Below are 23,900 nucleotides of genomic sequence, written 5' to 3'. Positions count from 1 at the left end.
ACCTTCGAGGCTCACCCCTTCGCCGGTTCATCCCCGGGTCCGGGGCGCACTCAGAGACGTGTCCTCGCCGCGCCGCACCAGGACCGAGGGCTCCGTGTGTTCGGGTGCGGGGACGGGCTCCAAGGCCGTCGCTTCCGTCATGCGCCCCGGCAGCCACTGCATCCAACGGGGGAGGGCCCAGGTGTTCTCGCCCAGGAGGGACATCACCGCGGGAAGCAGCACACCCCGCACGACGGTCGCGTCGATGACGATCGCCAGTGACATCCCGACACCGAGCATCTTGTACTCGATGGCCGACAGCGTGACGAAGATGCTGAAGACGGCGACCATGATGACGGCCGCGCTGGTCACCACGCCGGCACTCGTGGCGATACCGCTGACGACGGCGGTCTTCGGTTCCTCGCCGGCCAGCCGTCGTTCACGGATCCGGCTCAGGATGAAGATGTGGTAATCCATGCTCAGGCCGAAGAGCAGCACGAACATGAACAGCGGCAGCCAACTGGTCACTCCGCCGTAAGGCGTGAAGTCCAGGAGCGAACTGAGGTGACCGTCCTGGAAGACCCAGGTGACGGCACCGTAGGCGGCAGTGATCGACAGCAGGTTGAGGACGATCGAGATGACCGGGAGGGCCAGCGACCGGAAGGAGACGAGCAGGAGGACGAAGGCCACGGCGAGCACGAACGCCAGGACGACGGGTGTGGTGTCCTTCAGCGTCTTGGTGAAGTCGTACGGCTGGGCCGTCTGACCGTTCACCGCGTACTCGATGCCGTCGACCTTGCCCAGAGTCGGGGGCAGGAGGTCCTCGCGGAGGGTTTCCAGGGCGGCGTTCGATGTTTTGTCGGTCCCGGAACCGGCCAGCGGTACCTTGACCACGAGAGCGTCGCCGACCGTGGTGCTGGTGATCGAGGTGCCGAACTGCCCGTCGGTGTCGGCCGCCCGCTCGCGCAGTGAGCCGACCGCTTGGCGCACCGCCGGGTCGCCCACCTTGTCGCCCCAGACCACGAGCCGCGCCGGAGACGGATCACCGGGGAAGGCATTGTCCATGCGGGCCACTGTTTCGACGGTGGGGTTGGTGTGCGGCATGCTGTCCGTGACGGACGGATCCTGCAGACGCATGTCCAGCGCGGGGAGCGCGACCGCCAGCAGCGCGAGCAGCGCGACACCGCCCCACGCCAGCGGACGACGGACCACGGCCCGGGCCACCGCGGCCCACACCCGTGACTCTCCCGCGGCGGTGCGCCGGCGGCCCAGCCAGGGGATCCGGCCCTTGTCGACGCGGTGGCCCAGTACGGACAGGAGGGCCGGCAGTACGGTCATGGAGCCGATCACCGTCAGTCCGACGACGATGCTGGTGCCGACGGCGAGGCCGCGGAAGACGTCCATTCCGGTCAGGTACAGGCCGGACAGGCAGAGCATCACGGTGACACCGGAGAGCACGACGGCGTGCCCGGAGGTACGGGCGGTCACCTGGAGGGCTTCCTTGAAGTCGCGGCCCCGCTGCCGTTCTTCACGTTCGCGGCGCAGGTAGAAGAGGGAGTAGTCGACGCCGACGGCCATGCCGATCAGGAGCACCACGGAGGAGACGGTGCTGTTGATCGGGATCACATGGCCGAGCGCCTGGAGGAAACCGAGGGTGGAGAGCACGGCGGTGATCGAGAGCAGCAGGGGGACGCTCGCCGCGATCAGCGCGCCGAACACGACGAGCAGGATGACCAGGGTCAGCGGCAACGAGATGACTTCGGAACGCTGGAAGTCGTCGTCGTAGGCGTTGTCCACCGCGGTCCGCGTACTCATGTCGCCGGCCTGGCCCACCCAGACGTTCTCGTGGCGGTCCTGGACGGCGTTGATCGATTTCCACGCCGTCTCGGAGTGCAGGCCCAACTCCTCGTCGGGACCAGTGACTTCGAAGGTCACGAGCCCGGAGCGGCCGTCTTCGGAGCGGAGGCTCTCGTTGCCCTTGTCCAGAGGCGAGCGGATGTCGGCGACCGACTCGGACTCGCGCTTCAACGTCTGCACCATGTCGGTGACCGCCGCCTGGATCTCCGCCGAGGAGAACCGGGTTCGGCTGTCGGCCTCACGCGGCTGGATCAGTACGTTCTCGTGGACAGGCTCGTTGGTCTCCTGCGAACGCAGCACCTCCTGTGCCCGTCCCGATTCCCCGGGGTCGGTCGTCAGTGCTTCGCTGCCTGTCACCAGGACGCCGGCCAGTAACGCGACGAGGACCAGTGCGAACCAGCCCCCGATCGCGGTCTTGCGATGTAGTACCGACCACGCGGTGACGCGTTCGACGAAGGTGCCGCAGGGGCCGCCGACCGCCTCGTCGGGACTCCGCTTGCCAATGCCCGGCATGACGTGTAGTCCTTCCTCAGGGAGTGTGTACCTGCGAGAACTCGCCTACGGCGAGATGGAACGCTCTTCCATACCTGGGCCGACGAGTTGCCGCTCGTCGGCCCAGGATCGTTCTGTGGTGTCGCGTCGAGATCGCTGCTCGACTGCTACTTGATCTTTGTTCGGTGCCCGATCGGCGCCTGTTCGTTGCCCGTCCCGTGCTACTCGGTCTCCTTGAGGATCCGTTCCACGCCGTTCAGCCGCTTCTGCATGTCCTCAAGCCGTAAGTTGACCGTCTCCAGCTGGCGCAACAGCGTCTGTTGTGTCTTCGCGCCCTCCTCGGACAGGTGCCGGTAGTCCGACTCGCGGGACAGCAGCGCCTTGGCCCGGGTGGTGGTGGCGCGCTTCCAGATGAGGACCACGATCACGGACGTGACCAGGATGAAGACTCCGATGATCGCGGCTACGGCCTGCCACTGGTACTCGTCATCCATCGGATGACTCCTTTCGTCCGGTCTGTGATCCATCACGAGGAGGCAGTGTGAGGGTCTGCGCGGCGTCCGCGATGGTCTCCGGGGTGAGGAGGACCGTGAAGGGGGTCACCTCGTAGTACTTCATCGCTTTCCCGTCCTCCGAGAGCTCAAGTTCAGCCGTGACCAGCTCGGCCGCCTCCAGCTTGCGGAGGTGTACCTGCAGCAGGGCGCGGCTGATACCCAGCTCCCGAGCCAACTCGCTCACATAGCTGCGCTTGGCTGAGAGTGCCGCGACGACACGCATACGGTGCGGATTGGCGAGCGCCGCCGCAGCCCGCAGCATGTGGTCGCCATTCATCCTCCGCATACCAGCTCCTTGCTCGTGCTAAAAAATACTTGCAGGTGCCTGCGGATAGTGCAACCCCTGTGTCCGCGTGCGGCGTTGGGCACGGGCCCGAGTGCCACTGGGCGTGGCTCACGGGAAGCGCCGTCCCATCAGTGTCGTGACCGAAGCTCAAGCGGTGCCTGCGGCGGCTGGCTCAAGTTGCCGAGCCCGGTACGCGGACGCTCGCGAGTCGACTGCACGTGGAGAACGACCACTGAGACACCCGCGTACCGACGTGACGTCGAGACCGCCGGCACGGTGGGGTGAACAGGGAGGGGAGTCGGGTGGAAGTTCTCCGTCCGGCGCCGACACGACGGGTCCACCCTCGTCATGTGCCCGCTCGCCCCCTGTTGGCCAGCCGTTCACTCCTGGCCCTGGCGGCCGTGAGTCCCGCGGTGGGGTCGGCCGGGCACGAGAAGGGGCCGAACGTCATGGCACGGGGCTGGAGGGTGCGCCGTACGGCATTTCGGAAGACGGCCGGCCGTCCCGGACCCGGTGTCGGGGCCGGCCCGTATCTACCTCAACTACACCCACCTGGTGACCGTGTTCCCGTGACCGGTGTCCGGGCCGGGGTCACCACAGCCTTGGACCTCGCCGGGCTGAGGGTGTCACTGGGCGCGAGGTGTTCCGGAACCGTCACTGTCGCGCAGCGCGTCCTGTCCGCCGGCGTCGCGCGCGTAGGGCCGGACAGAGTATCCAGGTCCTCTTCCGCTACTACGCGAAGTTCCTGGCCGAGGCGCGGAACCATGCCAACAGCCTGATAGAGCAGTCGATGCAGCGTTGGGAGGAGTCCATGTACGACTCACTGCTCAGATGTCTGCTTCGAAGGGCGCCTGACCGGCAAGCAAGTACCCTGGTCAGGCGCCCGATCTCCAGTGACTAGAAGAAGCCCAGCTTCTTCGGCGAGTATGACACCAGAAGGTTCTTCGTCTGCTGGTAGTGCTCCAGCATCATCTTGTGGTTCTCACGGCCGATGCCCGACTGCTTGTAGCCGCCGAACGCCGCGTGCGCCGGGTACGCGTGGTAGCAGTTCGTCCACACCCGGCCCGCCTGGATCGAACGCCCCGCGCGGTACGCCGTGTTGATGTCCCGCGTCCACACGCCGGCCCCGAGCCCGTACAGCGTGTCGTTGGCGATCTTGATGGCGTCGTCGAAGTCCGCGAACGACGTGACTGAGACGACCGGCCCGAAGATCTCCTCCTGGAAGATCCGCATCCGGTTGTCGCCCTGGAAGATCGTCGGCTGGACGTAGTAGCCGCCCGCCAGTTCACCGTCGTACTCGATACGGTGACCGCCTGTCAGAACCTTGGCCCCCTCCTGCTGGCCGATGTCCAGGTAGGAAAGGATCTTCTCCAACTGGTCGTTGGAGGCCTGGGCTCCGATCATTGTCTCGGTGTCGAGCGGGTGGCCGGGCTTGATCAGCTCGGTACGGGCGACCGCCGCGTCGAGGAACTCGCTGTAGTGGCCCTGCTGGACGAGCGCCCGGGAGGGGCAGGTGCACACCTCGCCCTGGTTCAGCGCGAACATCGTGAAGCCTTCGAGCGCCTTGTCCCGGAAGTCGTCGTCCTGCGCCCATACGTCGTCGAAGAAGATGTTCGGAGACTTGCCGCCGAGTTCGAGCGTGACCGGCCTGATGTTCTCGGAGGCGTACTGCATGATCAGCCGCCCCGTCGTGGTCTCGCCGGTGAAGGCGACCTTCGCCACGCGCGGGCTGGACGCGAGAGGCTTGCCCGCCTCGACCCCGAACCCGTTGACGATGTTCACCACGCCGGGCGGCAGCAGATCCGAGACCAGGCTTATCCAGTAGTGGATCGATGCCGGGGTCTGCTCGGCGGGCTTGATGACGACCGCGTTGCCCGCGGCGAGCGCAGGGGCCAGCTTCCACACCGCCATCAGGATCGGGAAGTTCCACGGGATGATCTGCGCCACGACGCCCAGCGGCTCGTGGAAGTGGTACGCCACGGTGTCGTCGTCGACCTCGCCGAGCGAGCCCTCCTGGGCACGGATCGCCCCCGCGAAGTAGCGGAAGTGGTCGATGGCGAGGGGGATGTCGGCAGCCAGTGTCTCGCGGATCGGCTTGCCGTTCTCCCAGCTCTCCGCGACCGCGAGCTTCTCCAGGTTCGCCTCCATCCGGTCGGCGACCTTGAGGAGTATGTCGGCGCGTGCGGTCACCGACGTACGGCCCCAGGCGGGAGCGGCCGCGTGCGCCGCGTCGAGCGCGCGGTCCACGTCCTCCGCCGTGCCCCGCGCGATCTCCGTGAACGGCTGCCCGTTCACCGGACTCGGGTTCTCGAAGTACTGCCCGCGAGCCGGCGGCACATACTCGCCGCCGATGAAGTGGTCGTACCGCGCCTGGTAGGAGACGATCGCGCCCTCGGTGCCGGGCGCCGCGTAACGGGTCATGTGCTCTGCCTCCCGTGGAAGGACCGCCCGCCGTTGGACGGCTCTCGGCGCGAGGGTAGGTGCGGAGAGGTTGCAGGTACGTTGCGCCACTGCCTTGGCTGCGGAGCCGGAGCCGGAGCCGGAGCCGGGGCCGGGGCCGGGGCCGGGGCCGGGGTCGGGGCCGGGGCCGGGGCTGTGGCTGTGTGCGTGGGCTAAGGCTTGCGGGGTGCGGCGCAGGCATCGGCGTGGGGTGTCGGCGTACGGAAATGAGGGCGGGGCTAGGCCGCGAACGCCCGTTGTTGCCGTTGGCGTGAGCGCCGCCTCGTGATTGTGAGCGTGGCGGCCCTCAGCGCGGAGCCCGGCCTCGGCTCGCTGACTGCTCGGCCTCCAACTCCTCCAGGCGTGCCCGTACCGGAGGCGTCGGCCGTATCGCCGCCAGCGCCCGCCAAGCGTCGAGGTCGTCCTCGCCCCACGGCGCGTGCGCCCAGTCCGCCAGCAGATCCGGGTCGCGGCCGGAGACGAGTGCCGCGCGCAGCCCGTCGGCGAGTCGGCGGCGCAGCCGCACCACCGCCGGAGCCTGCGAACCGGGCAGCAAGGGGCCCGTGTACGCCGCCACCGCTGCCATGACCGCGCCCACGCCGAGCTTGCGCTCCACCACCTCGACGTCGGACTCGACCGGAACCGTGAGCCGGTACGGCCGCGAACCGAGCACCCCCGCCCCGAGGAGGCGGCGCAGGCGGGCCAGCTCCGCGCGCAACGTCACCGGCGTCACCGACTCGTCCTCGTACAGCGCGCACAACAACTCGTCGCCGGTCAGCCCCTCGGGGTGCCGGGACAGCAGTACCAGGATCTCGCTGTGCCTGCGGCTCAGGCGCACCTTGCTGCCGCCGCCCGTGACGAGCAGCGCCTCGTCCCGGCCCAGAGCGGTGAGTTCGAGCACGTCCGTCGTGGCCGAGGCCGGGGTGAGCAGCGCCAGCTGGGACTCCGCGGCGCGGGCCACCGCCTGCACGAAACCCAGACTGTGCGGATGCGCCAGCCCGTCCCCGCCGGTGATGTCCACCGCTCCGATCAGCCGTCCGGTACGCGGATCGTGCACCGGAGCCGCCGCGCACGTCCACGGCTGGACGCGCCGGATGAAGTGCTCCGCCGCGAACACCTGCACCGGCCGGTCGAGCGCGACCGCCGTACCCGGAGCGTTCGTGCCCACTGCCGACTCCGCCCACCGCGCACCCGGAACGAAGTTCATCCCGTCGGCCTTGTGCCGTGTCCCGGGATGACCCTCGACCCACAGGAGCCTGCCCTGCGCGTCGCACACCGCGAGGAGGTGCTCGCCGTCCGCCGCGAACGTCCCCATGAGTTCACGGAACAGCGGCATCACCCGTGCCAGTGGGTGCTCCGCCCGATAGGACCCGAGGTCCCCGTCGGTGAGCTCCACACACGCGGAGCCGTCCGGCCCCACCCCGGCCCTTGCCGAACGCCGCCACGAGTCGGCCACCACGGACCGTACCGGCCGCGGGACCGTGCCCGCCTCCGTGAACGTCTCGTGGGCGCGGCGCAGGACGCGCACCCGCTCGACGGGATCGGCACCCGGTTCCAGGGCCACCCATGGATCGGTCAACTCGGCCTCCCCGGAAGGCTGTGCGGCTGGGGACATCGTCACTCCGGCGGCGGATGCGGACAAGTACCGCGGCCACTCCGAGTCCGGCCCCCACCACAAGCCGTGGTGGCTACCGATGCTCCCCTCTTCCGACCCTCCTTCGGCTCTGTTTCGACTTTCCTCCGGTTTTCCCTCCGGCATTCTTCGAGCTTCTTTCGACGGAGCGCTGGTCAGGCGAAGTTGACCAGTCTCATGTAGCGCGTCCAGTCCCAGTGCGGGCCGGGATCGGTGTGGTCGCTGCCCGGCACCTCGTAGTGCGCGAGGATGTGCGAACGGTCCTTGGGGATCCGGTACTTGGTACAGATCGCCGCGGTGAGCTTCGCCGACTCCTCGTACATCGCGTTGGTGAAGTACGCGGGCTTGTCCACCCAGCCCTCGTGCTCGATGCCGATGCTGCGGGTGTTGTAGTCCCAGTTGCCCGCGTGCCAGCCGATGTCGCGCTCGCGCACCATCTGTGCGACGTGACCGTCGGCCGACCGGACGACGTAGTGCGCGGACACCTTCTTCTTCGGGTTCTGGAAGATGGCCAGAGTGTCCGAGTAGGTCGCCTGCGTCACGTGGATGATCACGAAGTCGACCGGATGGCTCGTCGGGCGGTTGCCGACCGTGTAGTTGGACGTGCTCGCCGGCGACCACTCGGACGGCGGGTAATCGATCCCCTGCGGTTTCGCGCCCGCCCGGGTGGTGGGCAGTAACGCCGTGGAGAGCGTGGCGAGTGCCGCACTCTGCAGCAGGCGCCGCCGACTGGGAAGGCCCGTGGGCAGGAACTTGGGTCGGTCCATGAGGGTGCCTTTCGGTGGCAACGAAAGTGAGGGTGGGGAGTTGGGAGTGGCGCGGGTGTGGTGCGAAGTCGCGGTGGTGGCAGCGGAGACGGTGGCGGTGGCGGTGGGACGACTCAACATCCAGTGCGGACGCGGGACGACTCAACGGCCCAGCGTGGCGGCGGTTTCACGCAGGCGTCCGTGCAGTCCCCGGTGGGTCTCCCGCTCGGGCAGCCATTCCTTGCGGAGCTTGGCGACGCACGTGTAGTTGGTGTCGCAGACATTGGCCAGCGGCGACTCGACGGTCTGGGTCGCGAACTGGTAGGCGTCCAGCTCGCTGAACCCGTAGTCCCGCACCAGCCACTGCACCAGGTCGAGTTGCGATATGCGGAACGCGTCCTCCAAGGGGCGCGCCGAACCGGTCGAGATGATGTGGGTGTCGGACTCGATACGGGGCCACGGTGTGGCGACCCCCTTGAGCAACTCGACGATCACCACGGTGTTCATGGCGCACTCGACGGCGACCCCACAGGTCTCGCCCTCACCCTGCCGTGCGTGCCCGTCACCGAGACTCAGCAGCGCCCCTTCGACGTTCACTCCGAGATAGCAGGTGACACCGGCCCGCATCTCGGGTGTGTCCATGTTCCCGCCGTGCGCGTCCGGGACGAGGGCGGAGCGCACCTCCAGGTTGGCGGGCGCCACACCGACGGTCCCGTGCATGGGGTCCATGGGCAGCTCGATACGGAAGTCGCTGTCGCGGGCGCTGAACAGCGCGGTGCGGCGCGCGCGGTCGAGCTGCCAGATCCATACCGTCTCGGGCAGGGGCGGCTGCAGCGTGGCCGTCGTGTGCGTGGATGTGAGCGCTCCGAACAGCGGGACCGTCGTCGACGCGGCCCAGTCCCGCGCCGGCTCGATCGACACGAAGTGCACGGCGACGGTGTCGCCCGGCTCCGCACCCTCCACATGGAACGGACCCGTCTGCGGATTGAGGAACGGGAACTCGCACACCTCGGACACCAGGTCCTTCTCCGACCGCACCCGCCCGGCGAAGCAGTCCTCCGTAAAGAGGTCCAGGACCGTGCCCGGCGCGATGCGGGCCACGGGCGGCGCACCGCCGAACGTCCAGGCGTACTCGCCGGGTTCGGGACGCACGGTCAGGATTCGCGGGTCGCTCATGGTGCACAGCTCCGTTCTGCCGAAAGGGTGGCGGACGACGTCGCAGCGGCACCACGAGCACCACCACTGCGGCCATCATCCAGGCAGTGGCCACCGAATCCACGTACGACACCGGTGCCGCCAGCCCGGACACGCCTCCGTCCGGTTCGTCCGACGGTGGCGTCTCGCGTGAATCACGGTACGGCTCTCGCCGGTTGGGGAGGAAGAACGCTCTCAGGTCAGTGGACAACGCTGCGACTGTGGATAACTCCGCCACCCACAAGGGGCATTGGGGCGCCTGGGGCGCAGCGAAGGGAGCGCTGTGACGGGGCTGAAGACCGGACGAGAAGCGCACGAGAACCGCACGAGAACCGCACGAGCCCGGGTCGTCCAGGAGGCCCAGGACGTCTTGGGCAGCCAAGAGGCCCAGACGATCCAGGACGTCTTGGGCGGCGCCCTACGCCCCGCCGCCACCCAGCGCTACCCGGCGCCCGCCACCGCCGCCGGATCGTCCATCACGGCCCGCACAACCGAGTGCGCGGCGCCCAACAACGGGCCCTCGGAACCGAGCCGGGAGACGGAGACTGCGCAGGCGGGCCCGGCAGTCCTGCGGGCCAACTCCCGTTCCAACGACGGCAGTAGCCAGGGCGCGAGCCCGGACAGCGCCCCACCCAGCACGACGGCTTCGGGGTCGAGCAGATTGACGGCGCCGGTCAGCGCGATACCCAGCGCGGTCCCGGCGTCGCGCAGGGCCCGACGCACGTTCTTGTCGCCCTGCGCCGCACGCTCGGCCAGCAGCCCGACGCGGTCCTCGCCCGGTTCCAGGCCGGCCGCACGCAGGACAGCCTCCTCTCCGGCGTACTGCTCCAGACAGCCGCGCCCGCCGCACGCACACGCAGGCCCTTCGGGGCGCACCGGGACATGCCCCAACTCGCCCGCGAACCCATGCGTTCCGCGCAGCAGCCGCCCGTCCACGACCACCGCCCCGCCGATGCCGATCTCGGCGGAGACGTGCACAAAGTCGCGCGGCGCGGTCTCGTTGAGCCAGAGTTCGGCCAGGCCACCGAAGTTCGCCTCGTTGTCGACGGTCAGCGGGACCTCGTCCGGCAGCAGGGCGCCGAGGTCCATGTCGTGCCAGTCGAGGTTGGGGGCGCGCACCACGGTCCGGGCGTCGCGCGCCACCAGGCCGGGCACGGCGACGGCGAGTCCCGCGGGCCGCAGGCCCTCCTTGGCCGCCTCGGCGACGACCTGCCGTATCAGCCGGGTCAGTTCCCGCAGCACCGGTTCGGGCGACCGGCCTCGGTTGGGGCCGTGCCGCACCGCCCGAGCCCGTACCTCGCCGCGCAGATCGACCGCGCACACGGCGAGATGGTCGACGCCCACCTCCGCACCGATCCCCGCCGGACCGCGCCCGCTGAGGGCGAGCGCCGAGCCGGGCCGCCCCACCCGCCCGGGCCGCTCTGGACCCAGCTCCTCAAGGAGCCCTGAGCGGATCAGCTCGTCCACGAGGGTGGAGACAGCCGCGCGCGTGAGCCCGATGCGTGAGGCGACGGCGGCACGCGACAGCGGCCCCTCGGCGTTCACGGTGTGCAGCACCCGCGAGAGATTGCGACGCCGCATGCCCTGTTGCGTATCGGGCAGTCGACGGCCGGGGCTGCTGGGATGGGCCTCGTGCAGCGGTGCGGTCATGCCTCCGTCAGTCCTCGTTCAGTCCTCGTCCGGGTTCAGTCCGCGTCCGGCCGGTCGCCTCAGGGTTGTTCTGTCCGTGCGCGTCGATCTGTCCGTGTGTGCGACGCCTCCGGAAGGGGGCCGCCCGCGCTGATCGGCCCCGCCTCCTCGGGCGCGGGCATCAGCGCTGACCAGCCTCCCGCTCCAGCAGCGGGGCCGCGTCGGAGAGTACCCCGGCGATCCGCGCCAGCGCCGCCTCATCGCGCTCCACGGCCTCCAGCACCGGCCCGCGGGCCGTGTCCCAGCGCCGGGCCACCGCCGCCGGATCCTCGCCGGTCAGCACGCCGGCGGCCTGCGCGGCGGCACCGAGGGCCACCAGTTCCTTGGCCTCGGGCACCTGAACCGGTCGCCCCGACAGCCGTCGTACGGTCTCCTGCCAGGCCGTGCCCCGCGCGCCGCCGCCGATGAGCAGCAGCGGTGCCGAACGGTCCGCGTCCTCGTCGAGCACGAGGTCGAGCGCGCCGAGCAGCGAGTGGACCGCCCCGTCGTACGCGGCCTGGAGCAGCTGCCCGCGTGTCGTGTCGTGCCGCAGCCCGTGCAGCAGGCCCGAGGCGTGCGGCAGGTCGGGAGTGCGCTCGCCGTCCAGGTAGGGGAGCAGGGTCACGCTCGTGCCCGGCTCGACGGCCTCGCGGTCGATGCCCAGCAGAGCGGCGACGCGGTCCACGGCGAGCGTGCAGTTGAGGGTGCATGCCAGCGGCAGCCAGTCGCCGCGCGCGTCGGCGAAACCCGCCACGGTGCCGGTCGGGTCGGCGGGGCGGCGCGTGGAGACCGCGTACACGGTTCCGGACGTGCCGAGGCTGAGCACCGCAGTACCCGGGCGCAGCCCCAGTCCCAGCGCCGCGGCGGCGTTGTCACCGGTGCCGGGCGCGACCAGCGTGCCCTTGGAGAAGGGCAGGTCGCCGCTGTCGCGCACGGTTCCGGCGACCTCGCCGGGCCGGACCACCCGGGGCAGCAGGGCGGGGTCGAGCCCCACATGGCGCAGGACCTCCTCGTCGTACGCCTCCGTACCGGACGCCCACCAGCCCGTACCGGAGGCGTCGCCGCGGTCGGTCGTGCCCAGCCCCGTGAGGCGCTCGGTGAGGTAGTCGTGGGGGAGTCGCACAGCGGCCGTCGCGCGCACGGAGTCGGGCTCGTGCTCGGCGAGCCACGCCCACTTGGTGACCGTGAAGGACGGGCCCGGCACACTGCCGGTGCGCTCGGCCCAGGCCTTCGGGCCGCCCAGCTCCTCCACGAGACGGCGGGCCTGTGGCGCCGAGCGCACGTCGTTCCACAGCAGGGCCGGACGTACCGGGTCGCCCTGGGCGTCGAGCGTGACGAGGCCGTGCTGTTGGCCGCCCACGGACACCGCGGCGGCCTCGCGTGCCGCGTCCCCGCACTGGTGCAGCGCCTCGCGCAGCGCGTCCCACCACTGCCGCGGATCGCTCTCGCGACCCGCTCCGGAGGAGACGGTGTGCGGCGCCTGGCCGCTCGCCACGACCTCGCCGGTGGCCGCGTCCACGACCAGGGCCTTGGTGGACTGGGTGGACGTGTCCACGCCGACGACGAGCGGACCCTCGGCTGCTGACATCGGGCTCTCCCTCTTCCGCGGCTCCGCGGGATCTGACCTGGTGTTTTCGGGGTGGATCCGGGCCCACTCGGCACGGTTTCCACTCCTCGTCCCCGTTCGAGGACATCTTGTCTCTTCCCAGAGATGCCTCCGCATACTAATTTGTTAAGTGCCATGACGAAATAGTCGGAGCAAGCAAGGAGCCGCGGCATGAACTACCAGCCCACCCCCGAGGACAGGTTCACCTTCGGCTTGTGGACCGTCGGCTGGCAGGGAAGGGACCCGTTCGGCGACGCCACCCGGGCCGCCCTGGACCCGGTCGAGTCGGTGCAGCGCCTGGCGGAGCTCGGCGCCTACGGAGTGACCTTCCACGACGACGACCTGATCCCCTTCGGGTCCTCGGACACCGAGCGCGAATCGCACATCAAGCGCTTCCGGCAGGCTCTCGACACGACCGGTATGACCGTGCCGATGGCCACCACGAACCTGTTCACGCACCCCGTCTTCAAGGACGGCGCCTTCACCGCCAACGACCGGGACGTACGCCGTTACGCCCTGCGCAAGACGATCCGCAACATCGACCTGGCCGTGGAGCTGGGCGCGCAGATCTACGTCGCCTGGGGCGGCCGTGAGGGCGCCGAGTCCGGCGCCGCCAAGGACGTACGGGTCGCGCTCGACCGCATGAAGGAGGCCTTCGACCTCCTCGGCGAGTACGTCACCTCCCAGGGCTACGACCTGCGCTTCGCGATCGAGCCGAAGCCGAACGAGCCCCGCGGCGACATCCTCCTGCCGACGGTCGGTCACGCCCTGGCGTTCATCGAGCGCCTGGAGCGCCCCGAGATGTACGGCGTCAACCCGGAGGTGGGCCACGAGCAGATGGCCGGGCTGAACTTCCCGCACGGCATCGCCCAGGCCCTGTGGGCGGGCAAGCTCTTCCATATCGACCTCAACGGCCAGTCCGGCATCAAGTACGACCAGGACCTGCGCTTCGGAGCGGGCGATCTGCGGTCCGCGTTCTGGCTCGTCGACCTCCTGGAGACGGCCGGTTACGCGGGTCCGAGGCACTTCGACTTCAAGCCGCCGAGGACCGAGGACTTCGACGGCGTGTGGGCGTCGGCCGCCGGCTGCATGCGCAACTACCTGATCCTGCGCGAGCGGACGGCTGCCTTCCGGGCCGACCCCGAGGTCCAGGAGGCCCTGCGTGCCTCGCGTCTGGACGAACTGGCGCAGCCCACCGCCTCGGACGGTCTCCAGGCGCTGCTCGCGGACCGCGCGGCCTTCGAGGACTTCGACGCGGAGACGGCCGCCGCGCGCGGGATGGCGTTCGAGCACCTGGACCAGTTGGCCATGGACCACCTGCTGGGCGCCCGGGGCTGATTCCGCACCGCTTGCGGTCGGCTTCCGCTCGGATTTCGTTCGGTTCCATTCGACTTCCGTTCGGTTCCGACCGGTCGGAACCCAGTCGGAGCCCGCCCGGGAACTCCTGCGCGGAATCCTCCGGAATCATGCGATCCATGCCATGAGTCCGTATCAAGTTCCGCGCAGGGGTCGCATCGTGACCGGTTCGAGGCGACTCTTGACGGTATGGCCACGCCGCCCTTACCGCCCCAGCCTCCCCGGCCGCCGGACAACACGCCTCCTCCGGGCGGCGGTGGGTTCGGCCCGCTGCCCGAAGGCTTCGGACCTCCGCCAGCGGGTTACGGCCCTCCTCCCGGAGGCAACGGTCCGCCGTGGCAGGGCGGCGGCGGAGGCTGGCAGCCGCCACCGCCACCCCCACCGCCACCGTCGCCGCCTCCCGGGCGCCCCGGCGGTCCTGGACGGCGCCGCCGGGTGCTGCTCCTCGTGCTGGCGGTGATCGTGACCCTCGGCGCCGGCTCCGCGGTCGCCCTGGTGGCCACCAGCGGTGACGGTTCGTCCGGCAAGAAGTCGCCGTCGGAGAACGACTCCACCGCAGGGGGACTGCCGACGCCGTCGCTGAGCATCCCTTCAGAACTGCCCTCCCTGCCCACCGGGGTGCCGTCCCGTCTGCCCAGCGACGTCCCGACCGACCTGGACTCGCTGCTCCCGTCCCTCGCGGGCGACGACGTGCCGTACTACATGCTGCAAACCGGTGACTGCTTCAACATCGACGACACCAAGCCGGGCCAGGCCGCGAAGCGTTCGTGCCGCGCGGCGCACGACGCCGAGGTCGTGAAGGTGGCCGAACTGGAAGGCACGTACACGACCGATGCCGCCCTCAAGAAGGCGGCATCGGCCCTCTGCGCGAAACCCCTGGACACCAAGGCGGCCAAGCAGCCTGCCGGCACCGTGCGGGGCACTCTGGTGCAGTATCCCGACCCCACGGGGTTCAAGCTCGGCATAGACAAGGTCGCCTGCAGTCTGGCCGCGGACGTGGGTGCCGGAAAACGCAAGCTCACCAAACCGCTGACGTGAGGCACGCACGCGTGGAGGTGTGAAAACGCCGAGCGGAGGCGGCAATTCAGATCCCGCGCGGCAGCCGTACGTACGTCACGGTGGTCTCGATGCCGCTGTCCACCAGCCGTCCCTGGGCGTCGAAGGCCTCCGGCCCGTCCGTCATCCCGAAGTCGTTGTCATTGATGAGCGCCAGCGTGTCGTGATCCACGCGCGCGACGCCCTCGATCTTCCCGGGGACTCCCTTCACCGCACCCAGGTCGACGACAAGACGCTTGCGCAGTACCGGAACGCCGGAGGCCGCGGGGTCGTCGAGCTGCTCCAGGGAGGGTGTCGTCGTGTCGCGGTCCCACTTGTCCCCGAGGATGTTCGCGCCGCGGGTCAGCTTCACGACCTGCAACCGGGCGGCCTTGTCGGTGCGTTCCTCGACGAGTAGCCGGTCGCGGCCGACGGACACCACGGAGGAGATCTTCAGCTCGGAGGTGTCGTCCTCGCTCGGGTCGACCACGTTCACCGGGTCGAACCGGTACGCGTACTCGGCGGTGACCGCCTGCTTCTTCGTCGAGAAGCGCAGCAGACGTGTCGTCAGCGAGGCCTCGCCCGCATCCGTGTCCGGCAGGGACAGCGGGCTCTGTACGGCCATCACCAGGTCCCCGCCCGGCAGTTGGGCGAGTCCTTCGAAGCCGCGGTTGATCTTCCGGTGCAGCAGGACGGCGGGCAGTGCCTCGACCACCCGGTAGTCCGCACCGGTCAGGCCCAGCCCCTTGGGTACGTACCGGGTGAGTATCTTCCCGCGCGCGGAGACATGGATCAGCGAGGGCCCGTACTCGTCCACGAGCCAGAAGCTGCCGTCCTCGGCCCGCACGATCCCCTCGGTGTCCAGCCCGTTCGGGTTGTACGAGAGCGGTGTCTTCGCGTCGTAGGAGTACGGCGCCTCGTCGCGCCCCTTCTGATTGGACAGGCCCGTGACGGGCTTCCCCGAGGAGGTGGTGATCGGGATCGCGTCCAGCACCTTCACGGAGTCGCCGGACACCCGGATCTTCACGATCGCCGGATCGAAGCCGGGCACGGGGAAGGTGCGGCGCTTCTCCCCGGCCACCTTGATCTGGCCGTTGGGGCCGCGGTCGGTGACCGTCCAGAACTCGCCCTTGCGGCCCGCGGGGTAGATGTCGCTGCCGATGCCGCCGAGATCCACGCCCCGGTCGTCGCCCACCGTGCCCGGCAACAGCGCGTTGCTGAACGTGCCGAGCGGAATGTCGCCGAGCGTCGCAGAACCCGTGACACGCGCCTCCCCGGAGGGCGCACCGACCGCGGTGCCCGCCACCGTGAGAGCGGCCAGCAGGGCGAGCGGCACGCCAGCGGCGACGGAACGGTGGACGCTGCGCCGGCCTGCGGCGTACGGGGACATGGGGCCTCCTGAGGCACGAAATCGGTGACAGCGGCCAGAGTTCGCCCCCGCCCCGAACGCCGCACGGCCGGAGAGTGAACACCGGGCGTCCACCACTCATCCGGTGGACGGTGCCGGTTCCGGTGCTCTGTACGCTCCAAGTGCCTTCCATGCCTTGCTACATGTCCTGCGCGCCCTGCATGTCCTGCGTGCCCGTCAGGCAGCCGTCACTCCTGCCCCTCCGCCAGAGCGAGCGCGGTCGCCGGATCCTGGGACGCGGGACCCGCGGGAGCCCAACGCCCCCGTTCCTTGCGATAGGGCCACCAACGGCCGTCCGTCCCCAGACGCAGCTGTGTCCGGCCGTCTGCCACGGTCCAGCGATTGCGGGACGCGCGCAGGGCGGGTCGCTGGTCCTCCTCCCAGGCCGATTCCAGGGCGGCACGCGCGCGTGCGAGGGTCTCCGCCTCCGCCGGCCGGTCGACCTCCAGCACGTCGAGCGCGGCCGTGCCTCCGTGTTCCCAGGCGCGGACGGCGAGAGCCATCGCCTCGCGGTCGCGACCCGACCCCTCCGCGAGTCGGCCCGCCACTGAAGTGTCGGGAACACCCGAGGCCAGCCGCACGGCGTCCTGCGCGAGCGTCAACTCAGCCGGTATCGAGCGTTGTCCGTGGCCAGCCCGGAGCGCCTCGGTGAGCAGCCGGTGCGCCTCGCGGGCGGCCTGCGTCGCCAGGAACTCCAGCGCGGCCGGATCGACCCCGGACGCCGGATCGGTCTCCGTGTCCAGGGAGGGCGGCAGCCCCGGCTCTGAGGGCATGGGCGGCGCGTCGGGCAGCGGGGGCAGGATGTCCCCGTCCGCGTACGCCTCGGCGGCGTCCACGCCCTCGTAGGCCTCCTCCTGCCCGGGAGCCTCGGTCTCGGTCCGGGGGACGCTGCGCACCTGCAGCTCGTCCAGCAGTTCACGCTCACCGCGACCGCGCAGCAGAAGCAGCACGAACGGGTCCTGATCCAGCAGCCGCGCCACCTGATAGCACAGCGCCGCCGTGTGACCGCAGTGGTCCCACGCGCCGCAGTCGCACTGCGCCTCCAGATCGCCCAGACCCGGAAGGAGTTCGACACCGGCGGCCGCCGCGTCCTCGACGAGATGCGTCGGCATCTCGCGGTCCAGCAGTGCCGCGATGTGCCCGGCCCGCTCGACGGCCATGCCCAGGAAGCGGTCCCACTGCTCCTCGGACAGTTCCTGCAACAGGACGTCGGCGCGGTGTGAGGTGCGGTCGCGGTCCTGGACCACCGCTGTGATGCGCCCAGGGCGGACCGACACGGCACCCACGGCTCCCGCCCGGGCCAGCCTCCGTCCCGTCTTCACCTGCTGGGAGTCCAGCGCCGCGTCCTCCAGGGCCTTCAGCCAGGCCTGCCCCCACCAGGTCAGCGCGAAGCCCCTCCCGTGCGCGGGCGGCAGCGCGGCGAAGGTGCGCTCCGGGGTGCTCTCGTACGGGTCACTCATCGGGTGCCTCCTCGCAGTTCCACCAGGTCGGCCAGTTCGGTATCGGTCAGCTCGGTGAGGGCCGCCTCCCCGGACCCGAGCACCGAGTCCGCCAACTCCCGCTTGCGCACCAGCATGTCGGCGATGCGGTCCTCGATCGTTCCCTCGGCGATGAGCCGGTGCACCTGCACCGGCCGCGTCTGTCCGATGCGGTACGCCCGGTCGGTGGCCTGGGCCTCGACGGCCGGGTTCCACCAGCGGTCGTAGTGCACGACATGCTCAGCCCGTGTCAGGTTCAGGCCCGTGCCCGCAGCCTTCAACGACAACAGGAAGACAGGCACTTCGCCGTCCTGGAAGCGCTCCACCATGGCCTCGCGCTCGGGCACCGGTGTACCCCCGTGCAGGAACTGCGAGGCGACCCCACGTGCGCTCAGGTGCCGCTCGATGAGGCGTGCCATCCGCACGTACTGCGTGAAGACCAGAACGCATGCTCCCTCGGAGAGGATCGTGTCGAGCAACTCGTCCAGCAGCTCCAGTTTTCCGGAGCGCCCGGGGATCTTCGGCCTGTCCTCCTTGAGGAACTGCGCCGGGTGGTTGCAGATCTGCTTGAGCCCGGTCAGCAGTTTCACGATCAGTCCGCGCCGCGCCATGTTGTCGGCGCCCGAGATCTCGGCGAGGGTCTCGCGGACCACCGCCTCGTACAGCCCCGCCTGCTCCTTGGTGAGAGACACGGCACGGTCGGTCTCGGTCTTCGGCGGCAGCTCGGGCGCGATGCCCGGGCCGGACTTGCGGCGGCGCAGCAGGAACGGCCGCACGAGCTGGGCGAGCCGGTCCGCCGCCCCCGGATCCTGCCCGTCCTCGACCGCCTTGGCGTACCGGTTGCGGAAGGTACCGAGCCGGCCCAGCAAACCCGGTGTCGTCCAGTCGAGAATCGCCCACAGCTCGGAGAGGTTGTTCTCCACCGGAGTGCCGGTGAGCGCCACGCGCGCGTGGGCGCCGATCGTCCGTAGCTGCTTGGCCGTGTCCGAGTACGGGTTCTTCACGTGCTGTGCCTCGTCGGCGACGACCATGCCCCAGGGCGCCTCGGCCAGCCGTGGTGCATCGAGCCGCATCGTGCCGTACGTGGTGAGTACGAACTCGCCGGAGGCCACCCCTTCGAGGCTCCGCCGCGCACCGTGGAAGCGGCGGACAGGAGTGCCCGGGGCGAACCGCTCGATCTCGCGCTGCCAGTTGCCCATCAGGGACGTAGGACAGACGACGAGCGTGGGTCCCGCGGCGGACTCGTCGGTCTGCCGGTGCAGATGGAGCGCGATCAGCGTGATCGTCTTGCCCAGGCCCATGTCGTCCGCGAGACAGCCGCCAAGACCCAACGAGGTCATCCGGGCGAGCCAGTTGAGCCCGCGCAACTGGTAGTCGCGCAGGGTCGCGTCCAGCGCGGCGGGCTGCCCGACGGGCTCCTGCCCCTCCGGATCCGACAGGCGGTCCCGGAGGGTCGCCAGCCACCCCGTGGGCCGTACGTCGACCCTCTGGCCGTCGACCTCCGTGGAACCCGTCAGGACGGCGCTCAGTGCGTCGACGGGCGTCATCTTGCGATCCTGCTGGGTGCGGGCGTGACGGACCTCCTGCGGGTCGACGAGCACCCACTGGTCACGCAGCCGCACCATGGGGCGGTTCGCCTCGGCGAGTTGGTCCAGTTCCTGTCGTGTCAGCTGCTGGTCGCCCAGGGCGAACCGCCAGTCGAAGGCCAGCAGCGCGTCGGCCGACAGGAACGTCGGCGCGTCCGACGACAGCCTGTCGGGGTCGCGCTCGTCGTCCGGCGGACCGATGACCGCGCGGGCCGTCAGTTTGTGAGCCAGTTCCTTTGGCCAGTGCACCTCGACACCGGCGGCCGCGAGCGATCGGGCACCCTCGCCGAGGAGCTCGGTGACTTCCTCGTCGGCGAGTTCGATCGAGTCGGGCACGCTCGCCGACAGCAGGGGAGTGAGCGGGGCCCAGGCCCGTGCGGCGCGACGCAACGCGAGCAGGGCGTCCATCCGCGCGCGCGGACCGAAGGCCGGGCTCGTGCCGCCCCAGACCTCGGACGCGTCCGCCAGCAGGGCCGGATCGCTCACGCTGTGCAGTTGTGGCACCGCGCGGAACGGCAGCCGGGTCTCGTCCGACACGGCCGATGCGAGGCCCGGCACCTCGACGCGCAGCGAGATCCGTACGCCGGCGTCGTGCCCCGCGGCCACGTCGGCGGCCCAAGCACGTTGCTCGGGCACGTGCTGCGGCTCGGGGGCGGCGAAGGCGCGGCCGCCCGCCGCGAGCGTCGCTGCGGGGGAGCGGGGCAGCGTGTCGGCGACCGCGTCCAGGAAGGCACGCAGCAGCCACTCGGGATCGGGGAGCCGCAGCGGCTCCGCCTCGTCGACCGGCACCGCGTGTGCGTGCGGCGGCATCGCGGCGGCCAGTTCGCGCATCCGCCCCAGGTCCGCCGCCCCCAGGGGCCCCGCACGCCACGCGTCGTGGTCACCGGTGCTCAGGCCGGGCAGCAGCAGCCCCCGCGCGGCGAGTTGGAGCGCGAGCACGGCCGCGGCACCCCAGAAGGCGGTCGCCCTGTGGGCGTGCGCAACGGCACGCGCGCGCGTGAGCACCGGCAGAGCGGCCCGCACCGGCAGCACGACGGCCGGCACGGTCACCAGCTCGACACCGTCCTCGCCGGGCAGGGCGACCGTCAGCTCCTCGACAGCACCGGAGTCGAACGCGGGAGGGCCCTCACCGTCGGGCATCCAGAAGGCGACGGAGCCGGTACGGGCCGGATCGGCAGGCATGAAAACGGCACAGCAACGGGCCAGTTCGGAGATCTCGGAGGGAGTTGCCGCAGGAATCCTCTGCACAGCGATGACGCGTTCCTCAAATTTGACTACCTGGGGTCAAGGTCGCCGAGGATACAGCACGAGTAACTTTCTGTGGCCGTCAATTGGTGTGACGCGGGCCACTCTCTCCCGGGGGTGTTGTCAGGTCCACCCGGCGGCCGAGGTTGTCCCCCGCCCGGACACGGGGGGTGGCGCCATGGTCGCCCAGGGTCGCCGATCCGTACGTTTCCTGAGGTCGGCGTTCCCCGCGGCCGGTTCGCCGCAGCGCGCTTCTTCCAGCCTGCTCCTCCAGCCTCCAGAGACCGGAGTCCCGCCATGCCCGAAAACGTCTCAGCCGTCGCGGAACGCCCTCCCAGGGTCTCCGCCGGAAGCGAGTTCACTCCGCTCCTGCGCACCGTCAAGGGGCAGGGTCTCCTCGACCGCAGGCAGGGCTGGTACGCCCTGGCCGTCGCAGCCAACGCGCTGGTCCTGGCCGGCGTCGTCGCGGGCGTCGTCCTGATCGGCCACTCCTGGTGGGTGCTGCTCCTGGCCCCGCTGCTCGCCGTGATGTCCGCCCGCACGGCCTTCATAGGACACGACGCGGGGCACTCCCAGATCGCGGGCAACCGCTCGATGAACCGCCTCATCGGGCTCATCCACGGCAATCTGCTGCTCGGGATGAGCTACGGCTGGTGGAACGACAAGCACAACCGGCACCACGCCAACCCCAACCACATCCACAAGGATCCCGACGTCGTGGCCGACGTCCTGGTCTTCACCAGTGGACAGGCCGCGGACCGCAGCGGCTTCCGGCGCTGGCTCACCCGCAACCAGGCCTGGCTCTTCTTCCCGCTCACCCTCCTGGAAGGCATCGCCCTGAAGGTCCACGGCTTCCAGGACCTGCGTCGACAGCCCCCGCGGGAACGCGTGGTCGAGGGCTTCCTGCTGGTGGCGCACGTCGCCGGGTACGTGACGCTGCTGCTCGCCTCCATGCCCCTCGGTACGGCCCTCGCCTTCGCCGCGCTCCACCAGGCGCTCTTCGGGCTGCACCTGGGCCTGGCCTTTGCGCCGAACCACAAGGGCATGGAGATGCCCGACCCGGATGGTGAGGGGTGGGGGCATCTGCGTCGCCAGGTGCTCACGTCGCGCAACATCCGCGGGGGTGCGGTGACCGACTGGTTTCTGGGCGGCCTCAACTATCAGATCGAGCATCACCTGTTTCCCAGCATGCCCCGCCCCCATTTGAAGCTCGTCCGGCCTCTGGTGCGCGCACACTGCCGAGAGTTGGGTATCCCTTACGCGGAGACGGGACTCGTGGACTCCTACCGTCAGGCCCTGCGGCACATGTACGAGGTCGGGGAACCGCTCAGGGTCGAGTAGGGGGCGCGACTCAGGGTTGTATCAGGGTCGCGGCCTGGAACTGCAGGGAACGCGGGCCCGTTCTCAAGACAGAGAGCGGCAGTGGCCGCGAAGGAGGCTACGCACATGTCGAAGAACGCGAAGATCGCCGCAGGGGGTGTGGCGGTCGGGCTTCTCCTGCTCATCTGGCTGCCCTGGTGGGCTGCCCTCCTGATCGTCCTGGGAGTTCCGACGGCAGCGTATCTGACGCTGGACCCCTCACAGCGGCGCAGGTTGCGCCGCGTCTCCCGCAAGGAGCTGGGCCGCTGAGGCGGGGCGGATCCGGTCGATTCCCTTCCAGGGCGCAGGAGTTGACCATGTCGCCGCTCACGGGCCTGCCGACGGCACGGCCCGCGGGCGGCCGCGCGCCCAGCTGTCACCACGTCGTGATCGCGTCCGTACCCACGTCGTGAGTGCGTCGGACGCCGACCGGTAGCACTCACGACGTGGGTACGGACGCCGACCCGTAGCACGCACGACAGAGGCGGCCGCCTGCAGCCTCCCACCGATCCACCGCGCTCAGCTGGGACGTACGGCGATCTTGTCCAGCGCCTCCAGCAGCCCGGGCAGTTCAGGCCCGCGGCCGACCGGCAGAACCTCTCCGGGCTTCTCGTCGAGGAGCACGAAGGCGATGTCGTCGGTCCTCGCCACCATCGACCAGCCCGGCCCGTCGGCCCGAAGCGTCCGCGCGTCACCCGAGGCGAAGGACGACCGCACTCGGCCGAGGGGAGGCGCCGAGTCCACATACGAGCGAGCCTCCGCGAGGACTCGCTGGACGCCGGTGAGAGGTGCGTTCCCGCTGTCGCCGGCTTCTTCGGCCTTGTCGGCCCCTTCGGCCTGTGCGTCCTGCTCCGCCGACGCCCCGCCGTCCTGACCGGCGAACTCCTTGTCGTCGATCTGCTCACGCCACGCCGCCCACTGGAGGGCGATCTCGTCGGCGCCCAGACGCCGCTGAGCCGGGCCCCAGGCGGACGTGTCAGGCGGGGACAGCGGCGCCTGTTCCGCGATGTCGGGCGGCGGATCGTGCGGGGCGGGCACACCGGGCGCCGCCACGGCCACGGCGAGCGGCCACCCGGGCAGCGCCGCGACCATCGAGCGCTCGTCCGGCGACAGGTCGTACTCCATGCCGCAGTCCCAGGACGCGATGGCGACAGCCACCAGCGAGACGTCGTCGATGACAACCGTCCACCGCGACCCGTCCCCGTCCTGGCCGAGGACCAGGCCGTACCCGTCGGCGAGCGGCGCGAGACCGAGAGCCGCGCACGCCTCCGGGTAGTCGTCGCCCAGCACGCTGGGGAACTGTGGAGGCGTCAAGAGCACCGCCGTCAGCACATACAGTGCGTCGTCGTCCCCGGCGGCGACGGCCTCATCGTCCGTCCCGGCCATCCCTGCCTCCCCATCGCTACGTCCGTCGGCGCACCCTAATGCGCCCCCGCGGCGCTTGTCACGGGTCCCGAATGCGTACGGAGCTGCGGTTGTCCCCCTGGACGGGGCGAAACGACCACTGTTCGCCGCCCCGCCCGTCGCGCGTCTGCCCTCGCCCGGGGCCGCCTCGGGCATCGACCTGGTGCTCGCCGGCGTCAGGCGGCGGGCAGGCCGAGGAGCGTCCGGGCCACCACCGTGGGCGACTCGTCGCGCTCCCGCGCGAGTGCGATGACAGCCCGGCAGGCCAACTCGTTCACCCCGAACGACAGCGCCTCCGGTGACACCCAGGTCGCGGCTTCGTCGATGCCGTCCTGGTCGTCCTCGGCACACGCCGACACGTACGCCGCGGCGGCCTCGAACAGGTTGTGGGTGCGCTTTTCCGGACGGCGCTTCGCCGGAGGCGGATGCTCCGGGGACTCGATCGGTCGCGGGCGTGAAACGAACTTCCAGAGTCTGGCCAATGTGCCGGACATGCGGGCCACCTTCCCCCTGTGCGGTTGCCGTAGCCGATCGTTCATGTGCTGCTACTCAACGTAGAGTTGAAGCTTCGACTT

18 protein-coding genes are annotated in these 23,900 nt (G+C 70.3%); 4 read left to right on the top strand and 14 right to left on the bottom strand.

The window, feature by feature from the left end; translation table 11 throughout:
- Positions 1 to 27 precede the first annotated feature (27 nt).
- The 9 genes from ACFWXQ_RS20875 to xylB all read right to left on the bottom strand — a co-directional run bounded on the left by ACFWXQ_RS20875 (position 28) and on the right by xylB (position 12,436).
- On the bottom strand, positions 28 to 2,349 hold the full coding sequence (locus tag ACFWXQ_RS20875; protein WP_386268821.1) for an MMPL family transporter: 2,322 nt from the start codon (positions 2,347 to 2,349) through the stop codon (positions 28 to 30).
- Between the two features lie 200 nt (positions 2,350 to 2,549).
- Positions 2,550 to 2,822 (bottom strand): hypothetical protein, encoded by a 273-nt coding sequence (locus ACFWXQ_RS20870; RefSeq protein ID WP_383949925.1) that lies wholly within the window; start codon positions 2,820 to 2,822, stop codon positions 2,550 to 2,552.
- A complete protein-coding gene (locus ACFWXQ_RS20865; RefSeq protein WP_383949928.1) occupies positions 2,815 to 3,168 on the bottom strand; it encodes an ArsR/SmtB family transcription factor in 354 nt (117 codons plus the stop codon). The genes ACFWXQ_RS20870 and ACFWXQ_RS20865 overlap by 8 nt, the downstream gene beginning before the upstream one ends.
- Before the next feature lie 897 nt (positions 3,169 to 4,065).
- Complete coding sequence (locus ACFWXQ_RS20860) at positions 4,066 to 5,589, bottom strand: aldehyde dehydrogenase family protein (protein WP_383949931.1); 1,524 nt, start codon at positions 5,587 to 5,589, stop codon at positions 4,066 to 4,068.
- A gap of 325 nt (positions 5,590 to 5,914) precedes the next feature.
- Positions 5,915 to 7,222 (bottom strand): GAF domain-containing protein, encoded by a 1,308-nt coding sequence (locus tag ACFWXQ_RS20855; protein ID WP_383949934.1) that lies wholly within the window; start codon positions 7,220 to 7,222, stop codon positions 5,915 to 5,917.
- Between the two features lie 173 nt (positions 7,223 to 7,395).
- Positions 7,396 to 8,007, bottom strand: coding sequence for an N-acetylmuramoyl-L-alanine amidase (locus ACFWXQ_RS20850; protein WP_383949937.1), 612 nt, complete (start codon positions 8,005 to 8,007; stop codon positions 7,396 to 7,398).
- A 141-nt stretch (positions 8,008 to 8,148) separates the two neighbouring features.
- Positions 8,149 to 9,162, bottom strand: coding sequence for an acetamidase/formamidase family protein (locus tag ACFWXQ_RS20845; protein WP_383949940.1), 1,014 nt, complete (start codon positions 9,160 to 9,162; stop codon positions 8,149 to 8,151).
- A gap of 459 nt (positions 9,163 to 9,621) precedes the next feature.
- Positions 9,622 to 10,830 (bottom strand): ROK family protein, encoded by a 1,209-nt coding sequence (locus ACFWXQ_RS20840; protein ID WP_383949943.1) that lies wholly within the window; start codon positions 10,828 to 10,830, stop codon positions 9,622 to 9,624.
- A 160-nt stretch (positions 10,831 to 10,990) separates the two neighbouring features.
- Positions 10,991 to 12,436, bottom strand: coding sequence for a xylulokinase (gene xylB, locus ACFWXQ_RS20835; protein ID WP_383949946.1), 1,446 nt, complete (start codon positions 12,434 to 12,436; stop codon positions 10,991 to 10,993).
- Positions 12,437 to 12,625: 189 nt separating this feature from the next.
- Between xylB and xylA the strand changes: the two genes are divergently transcribed.
- Together xylA and ACFWXQ_RS20825 are read left to right on the top strand one after the other, a co-directional pair.
- Complete coding sequence (gene xylA, locus ACFWXQ_RS20830; protein WP_383949949.1) at positions 12,626 to 13,792, top strand: xylose isomerase; 1,167 nt, start codon at positions 12,626 to 12,628, stop codon at positions 13,790 to 13,792.
- 453 nt (positions 13,793 to 14,245) lie between these two features.
- Positions 14,246 to 14,848, top strand: a complete 603-nt coding sequence (locus ACFWXQ_RS20825; RefSeq protein ID WP_383949951.1) for a hypothetical protein — start codon at positions 14,246 to 14,248, stop codon at positions 14,846 to 14,848.
- 46 nt (positions 14,849 to 14,894) lie between these two features.
- Here ACFWXQ_RS20825 and ACFWXQ_RS20820 read toward each other — a convergent pair whose 3' ends face one another.
- The 3 genes from ACFWXQ_RS20820 to ACFWXQ_RS20810 all read right to left on the bottom strand — a co-directional run bounded on the left by ACFWXQ_RS20820 (position 14,895) and on the right by ACFWXQ_RS20810 (position 20,499).
- Positions 14,895 to 16,235 (bottom strand): esterase-like activity of phytase family protein, encoded by a 1,341-nt coding sequence (locus ACFWXQ_RS20820; RefSeq protein WP_383949954.1) that lies wholly within the window; start codon positions 16,233 to 16,235, stop codon positions 14,895 to 14,897.
- Between the two features lie 206 nt (positions 16,236 to 16,441).
- A complete protein-coding gene (locus ACFWXQ_RS20815; protein WP_383949957.1) occupies positions 16,442 to 17,713 on the bottom strand; it encodes an SWF or SNF family helicase in 1,272 nt (423 codons plus the stop codon).
- Positions 17,710 to 20,499, bottom strand: a complete 2,790-nt coding sequence (locus ACFWXQ_RS20810; RefSeq protein ID WP_383949960.1) for a DEAD/DEAH box helicase — start codon at positions 20,497 to 20,499, stop codon at positions 17,710 to 17,712. Before ACFWXQ_RS20810 ends, ACFWXQ_RS20815 begins: the two co-directional genes overlap by 4 nt.
- A 360-nt stretch (positions 20,500 to 20,859) precedes the next feature.
- Here ACFWXQ_RS20810 and ACFWXQ_RS20805 point away from each other — a divergent pair, with 360 nt between their 5' ends.
- Positions 20,860 to 21,903: an acyl-CoA desaturase gene (locus ACFWXQ_RS20805; RefSeq protein ID WP_383949962.1), complete on the top strand. Its 1,044-nt coding sequence runs from the start codon at positions 20,860 to 20,862 to the stop codon at positions 21,901 to 21,903.
- Positions 21,904 to 22,008: 105 nt separating this feature from the next.
- Entirely contained in the window at positions 22,009 to 22,191 is a 183-nt protein-coding gene (locus ACFWXQ_RS20800; RefSeq protein ID WP_189843769.1) for a hypothetical protein, read from the top strand.
- Between the two features lie 249 nt (positions 22,192 to 22,440).
- Here ACFWXQ_RS20800 and ACFWXQ_RS20795 read toward each other — a convergent pair whose 3' ends face one another.
- Positions 22,441 to 23,307, bottom strand: a complete 867-nt coding sequence (locus ACFWXQ_RS20795) for a hypothetical protein (RefSeq protein ID WP_383938269.1) — start codon at positions 23,305 to 23,307, stop codon at positions 22,441 to 22,443.
- Positions 23,308 to 23,501: 194 nt separating this feature from the next.
- The gene (locus ACFWXQ_RS20790; protein WP_383938272.1) at positions 23,502 to 23,819 is read right to left on the bottom strand and encodes a hypothetical protein; all 318 of its coding nucleotides are present in this window, start codon (positions 23,817 to 23,819) and stop codon (positions 23,502 to 23,504) included.
- Positions 23,820 to 23,900 lie beyond the last annotated feature (81 nt).

Origin of the sequence: Streptomyces sp. NPDC058697, from assembly GCF_042715345.1 — a bacterium.
GTDB lineage: Bacteria > Actinomycetota > Actinomycetes > Streptomycetales > Streptomycetaceae > Streptomyces > Streptomyces liliifuscus.
This window is presented reverse-complemented; position numbering and strand designations above follow the sequence as displayed.